This is a genomic window from Pyxidicoccus fallax, assembly GCF_012933655.1.
Classification (GTDB): Bacteria; Myxococcota; Myxococcia; order Myxococcales; family Myxococcaceae; genus Myxococcus; species Myxococcus fallax.
Genome location: NZ_JABBJJ010000074.1, coordinates 25847 through 42590, shown reverse-complemented (window position 1 = coordinate 42590; position 16744 = coordinate 25847). Strand labels below are relative to the sequence as shown.

The following is a 16744-nucleotide window of genomic DNA, read 5'->3' as shown; positions in this document are numbered from 1 at the left end:
ACTCATGGGGGCTCCGGCGGACGCTCGGGAGCAACACGCCGGGCCACACCGGGCCCGCCCCCCCGAGGCGAGTGTGATTGGCGTTCGTCCCCGCGCAAGGCCTGACAGGCTGTCAGGCCTTCTCCGCGCGAGGCGCACGGCGCCCGGGCAATAGCATTCCCAGACAGCGCCGGTCCAGGGTCCGGCGGCCCAATCCCTCGCGCGGGCTACCGCGCGTAGGTGACGACGTCCGCGCGCACCTTGCTCACGATGCCCTCCCAGTTGCCATTGGCGCCGTGGCCGTAGGCCTCGCCGTCATCGCGGAACTTCACGCTGTGGTAGCTCCACTTGGCGAAGCCGCCCTCGCAGGCGCCGGAGCCCGTCGTCAAATCGTTGCAGAACCAATCGGATGGATTGCAATAGGCCCCACCCGCGCTGCCCGCGACGCCACCCGTGGAGTGATAGGACACGGCGTCGTCATCCTGGCCCGGCAGCAGGCCCGAGTAGAACGTGCCCTTGGAGCCGGCGAACATGTAGAACCAGATGCCGCGCGTGGTGTTGTGGTTGTAGAGCGAGCGCGCCGTCGTGGTGACCAGGTCGCTGACGATGGGGTCGCTCGTGGCCCACTCGCCCTTGTCCGCCAGCTCGCTGCCGCCGCCCGCGCCGGACGCCACGTCCACCCACTTGATGTTCCAGCCCACCTGCGTGGTGCCGTCCGTGTTGCCGCACACGCCGCTGGAGTTGGGAATCGCGTTCTTCTTGTAGCGCGCCGAGCCGCCATACAGCGACAGCGCGTAGCCAATCTGCAAGTCACCCGCGCTGTGCACGGCGATGTAGCACCAGTTGGTGCCGGTGCAGAAGCAGTCCAGCGCGTCACGGATGCGGTAGTTCTGCCCGCCAATGCGCTGCCGCCCATCCCAGTTGACGGCCTTCTTGTTCACACCCGCGGCCGTCGAGCTGGGGCCCCAGTTGGAGAAGTCCGCGTAGTTGCCGGGCTGGGTTCCCCCGGAGTTCTTCCCGTGAATCCACAGCGTGTAGTTGGTGGCCAGCGCGGGCGGGGCGGTCAGCAGCAGTGCTGCGACGGGAGCAACGAGCACGGCACGGACGGAGATCGGCATGAAGACTCCGGGGAGTTGTGGGGGAGCGCTCCGTGCGGGGGAAGGAGCACCCGTCACGTTAGCAGCCCGACAGGCCCCGGCCCCACGGGTCGAGTCTCACTCCCCATGCCCGACGCCGTGCGATGCGGCCCGTCACAGTGTGATGGCTCCGGTTACACGAAACGTTCATCCCCCCCGTGTCCCGTGAAAGGGCCCGTGAGGCTGGGAGCGCGGATGACCCGGCACATGGCTTGCTCCACCGAGGAGTTCGCCACCCCCCGAGGTCCGTCATGCACCGAACCTGCCGGGCTCTCGCGAGCCTCCTCGTGCTCGCGGCCTGCGCCTCCGAGCCCAGGAGACCGCCCGCTTCGCTCGACCCGTCGAACCCGGATGCGCCCGAGTCCCCGCCCGTTTCTCCGCCGGACACGCTCACGGCGCCCGCGCCTCTCACGCCGTCCTTCGCCCAACCTCGGGGAGCGAACGCGTCACGGCATGGCGCGGAAGCTCCAGCTTCCGCACGAGACGCGGGCACCCGTACCTCGGGGCATGTGCACGAGGGTGCCCCTTCGCGGGCCCCTGCTCGGGACGCGGGCAGCGCCACCGTCTACGTGTGCCCCATGCATCCGGAGGTGCGGTCCGAAACGCCCGGCACCTGTCCGAAGTGCGGCATGAGGCTGGAGCCGGAGCGCCCACCGGCGGACGCGGGGCAGCCCCGGCCCGCTCCGTCCGGACATGAGCACGGCCACGGAGGACGGCCGTGAGAGCCAGCGCCTGCATCTGCATCGCGCTGCTCGCGAGCGGCTGTGCCTCCATCCAGAAGGAGCTCGGCCACGCCGAGGTGGCGAACCTCGTCGAGGAGCGGCTGGGACGCAAGACGCGCTGGAACCAGGGCACACCCGAGGACGCCGAGGTGCAGCGTCACCTCGATACACTTCTCGCGGGAGACCTCTCCTCTGACCGCGCGGTCGAGGTCGCCCTGCTCAACAACCCAGCGCTCCAGGCCACATACGAGGACCTGGGCGTGTCCCAGGCCGACATGGTGCAGGCGGGGTTGCTCTCCAACCCGACCTTCAGCGGCAGCATCGGCTTCCCCATCTCCGGGAGCGGCATCTGGGAGCACGAGTTCTCCCTGGTGCAGGAGTTCGTCGACCTCTTCACCCTGCCGCTGCGCAAGCGCGTGGCGCAGGAGCAGTTCATGGCGGACACGCTGCGCGTGGCGCATGAGGCGCTCGCCACCGCGGCCGAGGTGCGCAAGACGTTCAGCGAGGTGCAGGCGCGCCAGCAGCTCGTGGAGCTACGGCGCATGGTGTTGCAGGCCGCGGAGGCCGCGGCCGAGCTGGCGACGCGCCAGCACGAAGCCGGCAACATCACCGAGCTGGAGCTGGCCACCGAGCAGGCCGCCGCCGAGGAGGCCCGGCTCGTCCTCGCGCAGGAGGAGCTGACGCTGGTGGAGGACCGGGAGCACCTCAACCGACTGCTCGGCCTCTGGGGTCCGCGCACGCGGTGGACGGTGTCCGCGAGCCTCCCCGCGCTTCCGGAGCAGGAGACTCCACTGGAGCGGCTGGAGTCGCTCGCCATCAAGCAGCGGCTGGACATCGACGCGGCCCGGAAGCAGGCCGCGATGCTATGGAACGCGCTGGAGCTGGCGCGGAGCACGCGCTTCTTCGGGCGCGTCGAGGTGGGCGTCCACACGCACCAGGACGCGGACGGCCCGCGCCTCTTCGGCCCCACCCTGTCGCTGGAGCTGCCCATCTTCGACCAGCGCCAGGCGCTCATCGCCCGGCTGGAGTCCCAACACCGCCAGGGCGAGCGGCGCCTCACGGAGCTGTCCGTCAATGCGCGCTCGGAGGTCCGCGCCGCGAGGGCCCGGCTGCTGTCGCTCCGCCTCGTCGCCGAGCGCTACCAGCGCGTCGTCCTGCCCCTGCGCGAGAAGGTCGTCGCGCAGTCGCAGCTCCAGTACAACGCCATGCAGATCGGCCTCTACCAGCTGCTCGCCGCGAAGCGGGAGCAGGTGGAGGCATATCGCTCGTACATCGAAGCCGTGCGCGACTACTGGATGGCGCGCGCGGAGCTGGAGCGGCTCGTCGGAGGACGGCTGCCCGGTGACACGGCTGAGGCCAGTCCACGGCCCGCGCTGCCCTCACGGCCCGCTCCGGCCTCGCCTCCGATGGAGCACTCGCACCCCAGCGAGACCCAACCCCCTCGGCCCGGACACGACCCGCATCGTGACGGCGGCACGGAGAATCCCCATGAGCACGGACAGCATTGATGCCGGGCCCGCCCCGGGCGCATCACCGTCCAACGCCTCGGACACCCCGGTGAGCGCGGATGACACCCGCGGAGTCATCGCCATTCCCGCCGAGCACACGGACAGCACCGGGAGGACGCTGACCCGGCGGAGCATGCTGTCCGCGACGGGTGCCACACTCGCGGGTGGCGCAGTGCTGCTCCGGGGCTCCGCGGCCCACGCGCAGTCGGACGTCCCGGGCGCGCACCGGCCCCGCGAGGGGTCCGCCGCCGACACCGGCCGACGCTACGCGAGGCAAGACTGGCAGCGCCCCGGAATGCCGGACCGCGACTACCGGCCCGTCGTCGTGCCCAACGGCTCGAAGCTGCCGTGGAAGGTCGTGGACGGCGTGAAGGTCTTCCACCTCGTAGCCGAGGAGGTGGACCACGAGTTCGCGCCGGGCCTGCGAGCCTTCTGCTGGGGCTACAACGGCCGGGTGCACGGGCCCACCATCGAGGTGGTGGAGGGAGACCGCGTCCGCTTCTACGTCACCAACCGGCTGCCCGCGGGCACCACCGTGCACTGGCACGGCATCCTGCTGCCCAACGGCATGGACGGCGTGGGCGGTCTCAACCAGAAGGCCATCGCTCCGGGAGAGACGTTCCGCTACGAGTTCACCGTGCGCCAGTCCGGCATGGGCATGTACCACTCGCACCATGACGAGATGACGCAGATGGCGCTCGGCATGGCGGGGCTGTTCGTCATCCACCCGCGCCGGCCCGTGGGCCCTCGCATCGACCGCGACTTCGCCATCCTCCTGCACGAGTGGCGCATCGACGCGGGCACCCGCCGGCCCAACCCGAACGAGATGACGGACTTCAACGTGCTCACCATGAACGCCAGGGCGTTCCCCGGCACGGAGCCGCTCGTGGTGCGTCAGGGCGAGCGCGTGCGCATCCGCCTGGGCAACCTCTCCGCGACGGACCACCACCCCATCCACCTGCACGGCTACCAGTTCCGCATCACCGAGACGGACGGAGGCCGCATCGCCGAGTCCGCGCAGTGGCCGGAGACGACGGTGCTGGTGCCGGTGGGCAGCACGCGCACCATCGAGTTCGTCGCCGACGAGCCCGGCGACTGGGCCATGCACTGCCACATGACGCACCACCTGATGAACCAGATGGGCCACGACATCCCCAACATGATTGGCGTGAAGCCCGGAGGCCTGGACGCGAGGGTGCGCACGCTGCTGCCGGGCTACATGACCATGGGCCAGACCGGCATGGGCGAGATGGCGGACATGGGCATGGCCGTGCCCGCCAACTCCATTCCCATGGTCGGCGCGAAGGGCAAGCACGACACCATCACCATGGGCGGCATGTTCACCGTCCTCAAGGTGCGCGAGCGGCTCGCGAGCAACGAGGACCCGGGCTGGTACGACAACCCGCCCGGCACCGTCGCCGTGGCGGCGAGCTCGGACGAACTGCGGCGGGACGGCATCGACGTGGATGCCCCCTCCACCGCCGACCCCGGCTCACCCGGTGGGGCGCGACGGGGATGAACCGCACGTCGAAATCGCGAGGGACTCAGCCGAAGCGGACGTCCGTGTCGATGCCGTCCGCCGCCAGCCGCGATGGGTCGGCCTTGTCGGCCACGGTGCCTCGGGGGTGCACATACCAGCCGCTGCCGTCCTCGGCCTCCGGGTTCTCGCGCACCTTGAGCAGGGTGAACATGCCGCCCATGTCGATGGTGCCGAACGGCCCCTTGCCGCCCATCATGGGGATGCTGTTGGCCGGCATCGGCATGCCCATCTCGGCCATCTCGCCCATGCCCTGGTGCCCCATCGTCATGTAGCCCGGCACCAGCCCCTGCACCCGCTTGTCGATGGCTCGCGCGTCCGTGCCCAGCGTCACCGGGGCCGCGTGCCCCATCTGGTTCATCACGTGGTGGGTCATGTGGCAGTGCATGGCCCAGTCGCCGGCCTCTTCCGCGACGAACTCGATGGTGCGCGTGCTGCCCACGGGCACCAGCACGGACGTCTCCGGGTAGCGCGCGGACTCGGGGACCTCGCCTCCATCCGTGCCGGTCATCTCGAAGGACAGGCCGTGCAGGTGGATGGGGTGATGGTCCATCGCGGAGAGGTTGCCCAGGCGGATGCGCACCCGCTCCCCGCGTCCGATGACGAGCGGCGCGGTGGCCGGAAAGGCCTTCGAGTTGAACGTGAGGACGTTGAAGTCGCTCATCGCGGTGGGGTCCGGCCGGCGCATTCCCGGCAGCACCTTCCACTCGTGCGTCATCAGCGCGAAGTCGCGGTCCACGCGCGGTCCGCGCGGGCGCTTCGGGTGGACGATGAACATCCCCATCATCCCGAGCGCCATCTGCGTCATCTCGTCGTAGTGCGGGTGATACATGTACGTGCCCGGCCGGTTCAGCGTGAGCTCGTAGACGAAGGTCTCCCCCGGAGGGATGGGGCGCTGGGTGAGCCCGGCCACGCCGTCCATCCCGTTGGGGACGATGAGCCCGTGCCAGTGCACGGTGGTGGGCTCGGGCAGGCGGTTGGTGACGTAGATGCGGACGCGGTCTCCCTCCAGCGCCTCGATGGTGGGACCCGGCGTTGAGCCGTTGTAGCCCCACGCCTCCACCTCCAGCCCGGGCGCGAAGGTGTGCTTCACCGGCATCGCCACCAGGTGGCCCACCTTCACGCCGCCCACGTTCTTCCAGGGCAGCGTGGAGCCATTGGGCGTGGTGACGGCCACCTGCCCGCCCGGTGCGATGATGCGCGGCTTCGCGGCGCGCGCGGGTGCGAGCGGCGTCTGCTCGGCGAGCGCGCGGCGGGCCAGCAACGTGCCCCCGGCGAGTGCTCCCAGCTGCATGAATTCCCTGCGGTCCATGGTGTCGGGTCCTCTTCGAATCGGAAGTGCCGTGAAGGCGAAGGTCAGTGCGCATCCGCCGGAGCGGCGGCGGAGGCGTTGGTGGTGACGGAGACGCGCGAGGGCCCCAGCTCCAGGCCCTGGTGGCGGCCCGCCAGGAGCTGCTCCAGCGCGGAGCGGGCGCGGTGGTGTTCGAGCGACGTCTCCACGTAGGTGCTGGCCGCGTCCGTCACCGCGGCCTGGGCGCGCAGCACCTCGAAGACGCCGACCTGCATGGCGTTGTACTGGAGCACCGTCTCGTCGAGCGCCCGGGTACGGGCGGGCAGGAGCACGTCTCGCACGTGCCGGGCGCGGCGGGCGGTGGACTCCACGCGCCCCCGCGCCTGACGCAGTGAGGAGCGGATGGCGGTGGCCGTGGCCTCGTAGCGGGCCTTCAGCGATTCACGCGAGGAGAGCGCCGCCATGCGCTCGCCCTGCTTGCGGTCGAACACCGGCAGACCGACGGTGAGGTGCGCGCCCAGCTCCCAGCGGTCCTCGTCCCTCTCTCCGTGGAAGCCGCCGGACAGGTGGGGCAGGAGGCCCTCCGTGCGCGCGAGCTGGTGGCGCCGGTCGGCGGACTCCATGCGTCCGCGCAGCTCGGCCAGGTCGAGGCTCGCCTCGATGGCGCGGGCCTCCAGCCCTTCGCCCGGCTCCTGGACTTCCGCCGGGTCGGCCAGCGGCGCGGCCACGGTCCATGCGGTGTCCGGGCCGAACAGGCCCAGCAGCACGTTGAGCGCCTCGCGCGCGTCCAGCAAGGCGCTCTCGGACTCGGCCACGGCCAGCCGCGCGGACTCCACGGCGGAGCGCTCGTTGGCCAGGGTGAGCGCGGGGATGTTGCCCGCCTTCTCCAGCTCCACCGCCGTGCCGTAACCGGCCTGCGCGGATTGCAGGGCGCGGTTGCGCAGCTCCAGCTGCTGCTGGCGCGCCTGCACCTCCAGGAAGGCCAGCCTCGTGCGGTATGCCAGCTCCAACACCGTGCCCGCCGTGCGAGCGCGCTCGGCGGAGCGTTCCGCCTGGGCGGCGCCTCGACGGAGCGGCAGGAGGATGAGCTCGGACAGGTCGTACTCGAGCCCGATGTCCGCCTGGACGGGGTCGTCGCCCTCGGTGGGCTTGCGCAGCTCCAGCTCGACCTCCGGGTTGGGCGGGAGGCTCGCCTGCACGAGGTTGCCGGTGGCCACGCCCAGGTCGTGCATCGCTGCGCGCACCTCGCGGTTGTTCAGCAGGGCGACGCGGACGGCGCTGTCGGCGGTGAGCGGCTGGGACAGCAGCGTCCGGACCTCGGTGTCCGTGTCCTGGCGCGAGACCTCGCCCGAGAGCGCGCTCACCGGAACACCGGGCGTCCAGCGGGCGCCGAGCGTCGTGTGCACATCGCGCGCATCGCTGGCCAGGGGGACGGTGACGCATCCGCCCAGGGCGAGGGCGGAGGCCAGCAGGGTGCCGGCGGCGGGGCGCTTCCAGCGAGAGAGTGTCGAGGTCTTCATGGCGAGTTCTTCCGTCGCGTGTGGCTAGTGGTGGTGCTGGTGGCTGGGAGCAGGCGCGGCGGACGAGTTCCCGGAGTGCGCGTCCCGCTGCCCCGTAGGGGTGGTGGACTTGTCGTGGCCGGAGTGCTCGCCGTGGCCCGCCTGGGCATCGGGAGCCTGGGTCGTGCCACGGCCATCGTGGTTCACTTGGCCACCGTGGCCCGCGTGGGCGTCTGGAGCCTTGGCTGCTCCTTGCTCGTCATGGCCTGCGTGGTTACCCGGGGTCCCAGCCGTACCGTGCCCGTCATGGCCAGCATGTTGACCGAGCCCCGAATGGGCATTCGTGCTCCCGGTCGTGCCGCGCCCCGCGTGGCTGCCATGACCCGCATGTGAATCAGATGCCCCGGTGCCGTGCCCCGTGTGCCCGGTCCCCTGCCCTTCCACGACACCCGGCCCCGCCGCCCCGTGATGCCCGTGATGGCCTGCGTGCCCGTCACCCGTGGTGATGGCGCCGGACGCACCCCCCGAAGGTGCACGCAGGGGGTCGGCATCGGCCAGCACGGTTGCCAGGGTGGGACGCGGTGCCTCCGGGGCCTTCAGGGACGTGGGAGACGCGGAGTCCGCGTCGAGCGCGCTCCAGGACGTGGCGGCGCAAGCGGACAAGGGCGACAGGAGGGACAGGACGAGGAGCTTGTTCATGACGAGGTTCCTTTCGAGCGGAGCGAGGATTCAGCGCTGCAAACGCGGCACGGGCCGGCGACTTACAGGCGCGGAATTTCGTTCCCGGTGATGCGACGGAACCGCCTCACGGGCCCGCCGCCGCGTACATCCGCGCAAACGCGGCAGGCGTCGGGCTCTTACAGTTCACCGGCGTCCAGCCCCACCCCAGAGAGGTCAAGGCGAACCGGGCTCATTCAGGATGCGGATGTGGCGTGCCGCGGAGCCACCTCGCCCTTCCTGAGGCGGCAGGGTGCGGCGGGCATGGTCGAAACGTCAAAAGCCCGGGGGCAGGCCAGCCCCTGGAGCCCTGGCCGGAATGGAACGTCCATTCCGCCAGGACCTGCCCCAGCCGCCGGCCGCTCCCACCTGGAACGGAACGTCCATTCCGCGTGCACCAGCCCGTGAAGCCTGTTCGCCCAGGGCAGGTGCCCATCTGCTCGCGGGAAGTACACGCGCGGCGAACGCAAAGTGCCCGAGCAGCCGCGATGGTGAATGGCTGCTCCTACGGGCCCCCTCGTGCGCTTGCCCGCCGCGGCATGAATCAGGTCCGCATCTTCAGCCGCGTCTCGTGCACGGCGTCACCCACGGCGCCGGGCTTCTCTTTCTCCGCGGCGCGCAGCAGGCGGAGGATGCCGGGCCCCAGGACGTCGATCTCCGTCGAGGCGTACGACTCCGTGCCGAAGCGGCGGATGGTCTCCGTCTGCGTCTTCAGGATGCGCGCGTCCTGGCCGAAGATGTGGAGCGCCACCGGCATCGCGAACGGGAGCACCGCGCGCGTCAGCCAGCGCGGCAGCGGCAGGCGGAACGTCACCACCGCGTACACCATCGTGTCGAAGTCCGACACGGGCGTCATCGCCGAGGTGACGATGATGTGGCTGCCCTCTCCCAGCCGGTACTCCACCTGGGCGATGGACGGCATCAGGAAGCGGTCGAAGTGCTGCACCTCGCCGCCACCGGGTGCCAGCAACTTTCCCACGAGCCCGCTGGGGCGCGGCTCGCCGATGTACTCCGCCTCCACCTTGTCGGCGCTCCGGCGCACCACCACGTCAATCTCGTTGCGCTTCTCCTCGGTGCGGAACAGCCCGCCGTGGAGGTACGCGGTGTGCGGCACGTCCAGCGTATTCTCCAGCGTGGCGTGCAGCGTGCCGGGCGCGCGGAGGATGCGGCGCACGGTGGTGTACTCGCGCGCCTCCAGCAGCGGGAAGCGATAGGGCTCCGTCGTCGGCACCACGCCAGGCGAGGAGTAGACCCAGACGAAGCCGTCCTGCTCGCGGGTGGCGTACGCGGTGGCGCAGCGGGCCCGGGCGCCGGGCTCGCCGAGGAAGCCCGGAATCATGCGGCACTGGCCCTCGGTGTCGAAGCGCCAGCCGTGGTAGCCGCACTGGAGCTGGCCCTCCTTCACGCGGCCGAGCGACAGCGGCACGTTGCGGTGCGGACAGCGGTCCATCAGGGCCGCGGGCTTGCCGCCCTCGCCCCGGAAGAGCACGAGCGGCATGCCCTGGAGCGTGCGGGCCAGCGGCTTGCTCCCCAGCTCACTCGAGGCGCAGAGGATGAACCAGGCGTTCGGCAGGTGGACAACGGAGACGTGACCGGCGGGCGCACCGGGGGCGCGCGCCTCCTCGCGAGGAGTCATGGGAGGCACTCTAATCCCACCCTCGTGGGGTCGCCACGCCGGGACTGCGTGGAGCGTCCGCTATGCCGGCAGGTCCGCCGCGCGCTGGGCGGCCTCCGGATTGGGCACCTGGGGCATGAGCCCCCCATCCATCTTCCGGCAGGACTCCTCGCACCGGCGGCACATGTCCTCGCACGCCTTCATCATCGAGTCCTCGCCCATGGCGGCGCAGGAGTCGGCACAGCGCTGGCATACCTCCGCGCAGGCGAAGCACGTGCGGGTGTGCAGCTCCGAGCCACGCAGCAGGAAGTTCGCGCTCGTCTGACAGATTTCCGCGCAGTCCATCAGGAGGCGGATGTGACTCGCCTCCGCGTGCTTGCCGCCCTTGCGCAGGCAATACGTCACCGTCTCCAGGCAGACGCGGTGGCATTCCAGGCACGCCTGGATGCACTGCTGCATGTCCTTGTCGGGTCTCACTGCCTCGGCAGGAGCCATGGCTCACCTCTCGATGTTGGGGGTCCAAGCTCCAAGATGGGGCATCCCCTGGAGGAGGGCTGACGAGGGCCGCCGGCACGCCTGCCTTCGCGTCAGCGGGGCGAGCCCGGGTCCGGGCGGGCCCCACCCCTCCCACGCTACTGCTCCGGACGCGGCTGACACCCGGAGACCTCCGCGTCTCCGGGCGGGCACGGCCTCATCGCGGGGTTCCCATGGAGGGGACAGGGGCAGGGGCCGGCCGGGTCCTCGGGCAGGCAGGGACAGGTGGGCGACTTCTTCTCGTCCGGCGCCGGAGCCACGGTGCCCGAGCCCCCGATGCCGGGCGGCTCTTCACTCGCGCTGGGAGGACTGCCCACCGCGCCCGTGGGAGGAACGGGATGGCACGCCTGCTCGTGCTCTCCGACGTCCTCGGGCGCCCCCGGAACGGGCCGCTCCCCGGTAATGGGCTGCGTGCCTTCCTCCTCGACGGGAGGAGGCGGCGAAGGTTGCGGTGGCGCCTGCGCACCCGCCCCGAGCGGGACGGCGAGCAGCCACAACGACACGACCAGGAGTCGAACGCGCATGGGACAGCCCCCCTCGAGTCTGAAGCTGGGGACACCGCGCGCCGGGAGGAAGCACCACGCCCGCCGGGAGCCGACCCGGCGGGCGCCACCCCGTCCGAGGAACTACAGCTCCAGCTTGCGCAGCCGGAGCGCGTTGGCGATGACGGACACCGACGAGAGGCTCATCGCCGCGCTGGCGAAGATGGGGCTGAGCAGCAGGCCGAAGAAGGGATACAGCACGCCCGCCGCCAGCGGCACACCCAGCAGGTTGTAGATGAAGGCGAAGAAGAGGTTCTGCCGGATGTTGCCCAGCGTCCCCCGGCTCAGCCTCCGCGCCCGGGCGATGGCGCGCAGGTCTCCCTTCACCAGCGTGACGCCCGCGCTCTCCATCGCGATGTCCGTGCCCGTACCCATCGCGATGCCCACGTCCGCCTGCGCCAGCGCGGGCGCGTCGTTGACGCCGTCGCCCGCCATGGCCACCACGCGCCCTTCCCCCTGGAGCCGCCGCACCACGTCGCCCTTCGCCTCCGGCAGCACCCCGGCGATGACCTCGGTGATGCCCAGCCGCCGCGCCACCGCCTCCGCCGTCGTCTGGCTGTCGCCCGTGAGCATCACCACGCGCAGCCCCTCGTGGCGCAGCATTTCCAGGGCCTCGGGCGTGGACGCCTTCACCGGGTCCGCCACGCCGAGCAGCCCCGCCATGTGCCCATCCACCGCCACCAGCACCACCGTCTGCCCCTCGCCGCGCAGCGCCTCGGCCCGCGCGCCCAGGTCGCCCACGTCCACACCGCGAGCCTTCATCAGCGCCGCGTTGCCCAGTGCCACCTCGGCGCCGCCCACCCGGCCGGTGACGCCCTGGCCGGTGTGCGAGCGGAAGTCCTCCACCTTCGTCAGCACGGAGCCCCGCTCCTTCGCGCCCTCGACGATGGCCGCCGCCAGCGGGTGCTCGCTGCCGCGCTCCAGGCTTGCGGTGAGCCGCAGCAGGCGCGCCTCGTCGAAGCCCGGGGCCGGCACCACGGACACGAGGCGCGGCTTGCCCTCGGTGAGCGTGCCCGTCTTGTCCACCACCAGCGTGTCCACCGCCTCCAGCCGCTCCAGCGCCGCGGCGTCGCGGATGAGCACGCCCGTCTGCGCGCCCCGGCCCGTGCCCACCATGACGGACATGGGCGTGGCCAGGCCCAGCGCGCACGGGCAGGCGATGATGAGCACCGCCACCGCGTTCACCAGCGCGTGCGCCAGCCGGGGCTCCGGCCCCCACACGCCCCACACCACCGCCGTCACCACCGCCACCGCGATGACCACGGGCACGAAGATGCCCGCCACCTTGTCCGCCAGCCGCTGAATCGGCGCGCGGGTGCGCTGCGCCTCGCTCACCCGCTGGACGATGCGCGACAGCAGCGTGTCCTTCCCCACGCGCTCCGCCCGCATCACCAGCGAGCCCGTGCCATTCACCGTGCCGCCCGTCACCTTCTCGCCCGGAGTCTTCTCCACCGGGAGGGACTCGCCCGTCACCATGGACTCGTCCACCGCGCTGGCGCCCTCCAGCACCACGCCGTCCACCGGCACCTTCTCACCGGGGCGCACGCGCAGCCTGTCTCCGACGTGGACGTGCGTGAGCGGCACGTCCTCCTCGTATCCGTCCTCGCGGATGCGCCGAGCGATGGCCGGAGCCAGGCTCAAGAGCGCACGCAGCGCGCCGGACGTGGCGTGACGGGCCCGCAGCTCCAGCACCTGCCCCAGCGCCACCAGGGTGACGATGACGGCGGCGGCCTCGAAGTACAGCGGCGCCGTGCCTCCGTGCCCCGTGCGCAGCCCGTGCGGCAGGGCGTTGGGGAGCAGCGTGGCGAAGACGCTGAAGAGGTACGCCGCGCCCGTGCCCAGCGCGATGAGGGTGAACATGTTGAGGTGCCGGTTGCGGACGGAAGCCCAGCCGCGCTGGAAGAAGGGCCAGCCGCCCCAGAGCACCACCGGCGTGGCCAGCACGAGCTGCGCCCAGGCCAGCACGGACGCGGGCACCGCGTGCTGCACCGGCTGGCCGGGAATCATGTCCGACATGGCCAGCCCGAGCAGCGGCAGCGTCAGGCCCAGGCCCACACGGAAGCGCAGGCGCATGGACTGGAGCTCCGGGTCCGGCGCCTCCTCGGGCAGCACGGTGCGCGGCTCCAGCGCCATGCCGCAGATGGGGCAGCTGCCCGGGCCGTCGCGCACCACCTCCGGGTGCATAGGGCACACGTACTCGACGCGGGCCTCCAGCGTGGGCGGGGACTCGGGCTCCAGCGCCATGCCGCACTTCGGGCATGCGCCCGGGTGGTCCTGACGGACCTCCGGGTCCATGGGGCACACGTACATCGTCCCTGGGGCCGCGGGCGGCTCCGGCTCGGCGGGCCTGGGCGAGAGGTAGCGCGCCGGGTCCGCGCGGAAGCGCTCCCGGCACTTCGGGTTGCAGAAGAAGTACGTCTGCCCCTCGTGCTCCAGGCTGCCCCCCTTGGGAGCACTCGGGTCCACCTTCATCCCGCAGATGGGGTCGATGGCGTGCGCCTGCTCGCCCGAGGAGGGAGGCGGCGTGGGGTGGTGGTGCGTGTGGGGGTGCGGATGCGAGTGGGACATGGGGCTTCACTGCTCCTTTCGCATGGGCGAACGAAGCACCCCGCCGGCTCTTACAGCGGGCTCCTCCGAAGAGAGGTAACCGCCCTTTTCCAGGGCGGCAGGTCCCCGCCCGCCCGGAACACACCCCGGACGGGTGGCGCTCGCCAGGGCAGCGGGTCCTGGAGGCACTCCCGCCAGAGCGCATCCAGTTCCCCTGTGTCGCCACTCAGCTCTTCTTCACGGGCTCCGGTGGAGGCGGCTCGTTGTAGCCCGCGTCGCCGTAGGGCTTGAGCCGGTCCAACCAGAGCGCCTCCAGCACCTTCAGTTCCTCTTTCGGGTCGCCCCCGGGCTCCTCCGCGGGAGGCAGCACGTCGAGCACCTCGAAGGAGAAGTTGTCGGCGCCGTAGCGCTTCCAGTCCTCCAGCAGCGCGGGGATGCGGGGCATGCCGGTGGTCAGTTCGAAGCGGATGCGGTTGAGAGAACCCTCGACGTTGAGGCTGGAGCCGACGAGCACCTTGCCATTGGCGCGGTTGCGCACGGCGAACACGCCCATCGGTGGCGGCTTCTCCTTGTACGCGCGCTTCAGCTCGGAGCGGTTCGCCTTGCCACCTGCCGACTGGGGATTCGCGGAGGGATTGTCAGAGGACATGGGGACCTTTCTGTTTCGGTTTGAGGGAAGGGATTCGGCGAGCCGGGCGAGCCGCTCCGCGAGCCGCGCGTGGGCGGCCCGGTCCAGCGGCTCCATCCAGTCGGGCCCGGTCCGGGCCCAATCGGGGTCGGTGACATCCACGCCGAGCGTCTCGAGGAGGCTCGCCTCGCAGACGAAGAACTGCTGGCGGAACGGGAAGAGGTAGCCCCCGTCCGCTCGCAGCGACGCGAGCGCGGCCTCGTAGGTGGGGAACCAGCGGTTGAGGAAGAGGCCGCCGACCCGGGACAGCAGGGCCTCGAAGTCCACGCCGGACGCGGCGTCCGCCTCGCGCGCGGCCTTCAGCTCCGCCCACGACGCGAAGCCCTGCTCACGGGCGATGACCGCCAGCGCGTGCTTGCGCTGCACCGAGTCCCTTCGGGCGATCAGCTCCCCCGGCGACAGGGACGCGAAGGGAGGAAGCGTGCGCAGCCGCTCAGCGGCCCGCGTGGCGCGAGAGACCTCGGGCGAGCCCAGCTCCTTGAGGAGGAGCGATGCGCGCACCTTGCATTCCTGGAGGGAGAGCGGCGCGGCGGCGCGGGAGACGGTTCCCATGGCAAATCCCTCGTGACCGGCCCTCACCCGAGAATGGGCCGTGGAAGGAACGCCTCAGGAATGGTTCGCACTGCCACAAACGAGTGAGGGTGACGTCGTCTTTTTCGGGTCAGGCGCCCCTCGGCACCTGCCCTCATTCAACGCCGGGCCCGGGGCGTCCGCAAGCCCCGTCTCACCGGCTCACGCGCGTGACTTCTTGCACGAACAGTCCAGGCAGCCGTGCGAGGCGCAGGTCCCACAGCTCCTCTCCAGCTGCTTCTTCAGCGCCTGCCGCGCCCGGTGCAGCCGCACGCCCGCATTGTTCGCGGTGATGCCCGCATCCCGGGCGACGTCCGGGACGCTGCGCTCCTCCAGGTCCACCTGGCGCACCATGTCCGCGTACTCGGGCTTGAGCGTGGGCAGCAGGTCGCCCACGCAGGCGCACACGGTCTGCTTCAGCTCGGGGTCCTCGGAGGCCTCTTCCGCCTCGCGCGCCTCGCGCTCCAGGGCGCGCCCTTCCGCGGCCTGACGGCGGTAGTGGTCCACCAGCGCGTTGCGCAGCAGCCGGTAGAACCACGTCACCGCGCCCTCTTCGTCGGAGGGCACCCCACCCTTCTCCAGCGTCTTCACGAAGGCGGCCTGGAGGATTTCCTCCGCCACGGCCTTGCTGCCCACGCGCCGCTCCAGGAAGGCGAGGAAGCGGCGGTGGTTGTCCACCAGCGCACGCGTCACCTCGTCTCCGGCGGGTCGCGCCGCCTCGTCCACCTCGCCCATGTTCCGCGGTTCCACGGTGTCGGCTCCTGCTAGTTCACCACCAGGGTGCCCTTCATCATCTGCATGCCACAGGTGAACGCGAAGGTGCCCGCCTTGTCCGGCACCAGCGACACGACCGTCTCCGTGAGGCCCGGCAGCGGCTTCTTGACCCCAAAAGCGGGAATGAGCAATTCGTCCCCGCACCCGCCCGAGTCCTTGCGCACGAAGCGCAGCCGCGCCGGCACGCCCTGCTTCAGCACCACCTCGCTGGGCTGATAGCCGCCCTGCACGGTAATGGTGACCTCCTGCACCTCGCCGGCCCGCACCACCGCGCCGGCCGGAGCCGACTTCGGAGCGTCCATCGGCGTGAGCATGAAGCCGATGAAGTACTCGGGGTCGTCCGGCATCGGCAGTCGCACCGTCACCTCGCGCTCGGCGTCCGCGGGAGGAAGCTTTCCGGTGAGGAACGCACCCGAGGGCTCGGGGACGAGCGGCGCGGAGACCGTGCCCGTCTCCACCGTGCCCTTCTTCCCATCAATGGGCACCGGCTGGCGGAAGGCGTCCGTCACCCAGACGCGCACCTCGCCGGACTTGAGCGACACCACCTCCAGGTGCGTGTCCCCGCTCATGGCCACGATGCCGCCGTGCAGCGGCGTGTGGTCGTGCGCCTGCATCGGCGCGGAGGCTCCACCGGCCGTCGCATGGCCGTTCGCCCCCAGGTGCGCGGTGAAGCGCGCCACCTCCGGCTTCCCGTCCTTCACCACCGTCACCACCATGGCGAGGTGCTCGTCCGTGTGCTCCGGCCCCTGGCCCTCCAGGTGGTCACCCGCGGGCACGAGCTTCACGTCCGGGTAGCCGCCCTTCGCCACCTTCACGGTGCCGGTGGCGCCGTCCACCGGACGAACGTTGAGCGCGTCGTCCAGCAGGTAGACGCGGTACGTGCCGCCCCGCGCCGCAACCAGCTCCACGTGGCCACGCGCCGTGGATTCCACGAGCCCGCCATGCGGGGCCGTGTGGGCATGAGGCGCGGCGGCGGAGTGCGACTTCGCGGCCGGAGCCGGAGCCTCCGCGGGCGCGTCCTTCTTGCTGCACGCGGCCACCAGCCCCAGGGCCATCACCGCGGCGATGATTCGCTTCTTCATACG

The 16744-nt window shown here is 71.3% G+C and carries 14 protein-coding genes; 3 read left to right on the top strand and 11 right to left on the bottom strand.

The features are described 5' to 3' along the window. Positions 1-206: 206 nt before the first annotated feature. A complete protein-coding gene (locus HG543_RS17620; RefSeq protein WP_169345950.1) occupies positions 207-1097 on the bottom strand; it encodes a hypothetical protein in 891 nt (296 codons plus the stop codon). A gap of 269 nt (positions 1098-1366) precedes the next feature. Between HG543_RS17620 and HG543_RS57150 the strand changes: the two genes are divergently transcribed. The 3 genes from HG543_RS57150 to HG543_RS17610 are packed head-to-tail and all read left to right on the top strand — an operon-like array spanning position 1367 to position 4864. Then, the gene (locus HG543_RS57150) at positions 1367-1837 is read left to right on the top strand and encodes a heavy metal-binding domain-containing protein (protein WP_371876552.1); all 471 of its coding nucleotides are present in this window, start codon (positions 1367-1369) and stop codon (positions 1835-1837) included. Next, positions 1834-3345 (top strand): TolC family protein, encoded by a 1512-nt coding sequence (locus HG543_RS17615; protein ID WP_169345949.1) that lies wholly within the window; start codon positions 1834-1836, stop codon positions 3343-3345. The genes HG543_RS57150 and HG543_RS17615 overlap by 4 nt, the downstream gene beginning before the upstream one ends. Beyond that, a complete protein-coding gene (locus tag HG543_RS17610; protein ID WP_281404419.1) occupies positions 3326-4864 on the top strand; it encodes a multicopper oxidase family protein in 1539 nt (512 codons plus the stop codon). The genes HG543_RS17615 and HG543_RS17610 overlap by 20 nt, the downstream gene beginning before the upstream one ends. A gap of 25 nt (positions 4865-4889) precedes the next feature. Here the strand turns inward: HG543_RS17610 and HG543_RS17605 are convergent, their stop codons facing one another. From HG543_RS17605 to HG543_RS17560, 10 genes are all read right to left on the bottom strand, one after another. Further along, positions 4890-6194, bottom strand: coding sequence for a multicopper oxidase family protein (locus tag HG543_RS17605; RefSeq protein ID WP_169345948.1), 1305 nt, complete (start codon positions 6192-6194; stop codon positions 4890-4892). A 44-nt stretch (positions 6195-6238) separates the two neighbouring features. Beyond that, complete coding sequence (locus HG543_RS17600) at positions 6239-7693, bottom strand: TolC family protein (RefSeq protein WP_169345947.1); 1455 nt, start codon at positions 7691-7693, stop codon at positions 6239-6241. A gap of 182 nt (positions 7694-7875) precedes the next feature. Beyond that, on the bottom strand, positions 7876-8013 hold the full coding sequence (locus HG543_RS17595) for a hypothetical protein (RefSeq protein WP_169345946.1): 138 nt from the start codon (positions 8011-8013) through the stop codon (positions 7876-7878). A 920-nt stretch (positions 8014-8933) separates the two neighbouring features. Further along, positions 8934-10025: a Rieske 2Fe-2S domain-containing protein gene (locus HG543_RS17590; RefSeq protein WP_169345945.1), complete on the bottom strand. Its 1092-nt coding sequence runs from the start codon at positions 10023-10025 to the stop codon at positions 8934-8936. Positions 10026-10085: 60 nt separating this feature from the next. Continuing rightward, positions 10086-10499 carry a four-helix bundle copper-binding protein gene (locus HG543_RS17585; protein ID WP_169345944.1) on the bottom strand — a complete coding sequence of 138 codons (414 nt, stop codon included), beginning with the start codon at positions 10497-10499 and terminating at the stop codon, positions 10086-10088. Positions 10500-10636: 137 nt separating this feature from the next. Beyond that, positions 10637-11062: a hypothetical protein gene (locus tag HG543_RS17580; protein WP_169345943.1), complete on the bottom strand. Its 426-nt coding sequence runs from the start codon at positions 11060-11062 to the stop codon at positions 10637-10639. 102 nt (positions 11063-11164) lie between these two features. Then, positions 11165-13648 (bottom strand): heavy metal translocating P-type ATPase, encoded by a 2484-nt coding sequence (locus HG543_RS17575; protein WP_169345942.1) that lies wholly within the window; start codon positions 13646-13648, stop codon positions 11165-11167. Between the two features lie 205 nt (positions 13649-13853). After that, complete coding sequence (locus HG543_RS17570; protein WP_169345941.1) at positions 13854-14867, bottom strand: GIY-YIG nuclease family protein; 1014 nt, start codon at positions 14865-14867, stop codon at positions 13854-13856. Positions 14868-15047: 180 nt separating this feature from the next. Beyond that, complete coding sequence (locus HG543_RS17565) at positions 15048-15620, bottom strand: RNA polymerase sigma factor (RefSeq protein WP_169345952.1); 573 nt, start codon at positions 15618-15620, stop codon at positions 15048-15050. Between the two features lie 29 nt (positions 15621-15649). Then, complete coding sequence (locus HG543_RS17560; protein ID WP_169345940.1) at positions 15650-16741, bottom strand: cupredoxin domain-containing protein; 1092 nt, start codon at positions 16739-16741, stop codon at positions 15650-15652. Between the last annotated feature and the right edge of the window lie 3 nt (positions 16742-16744).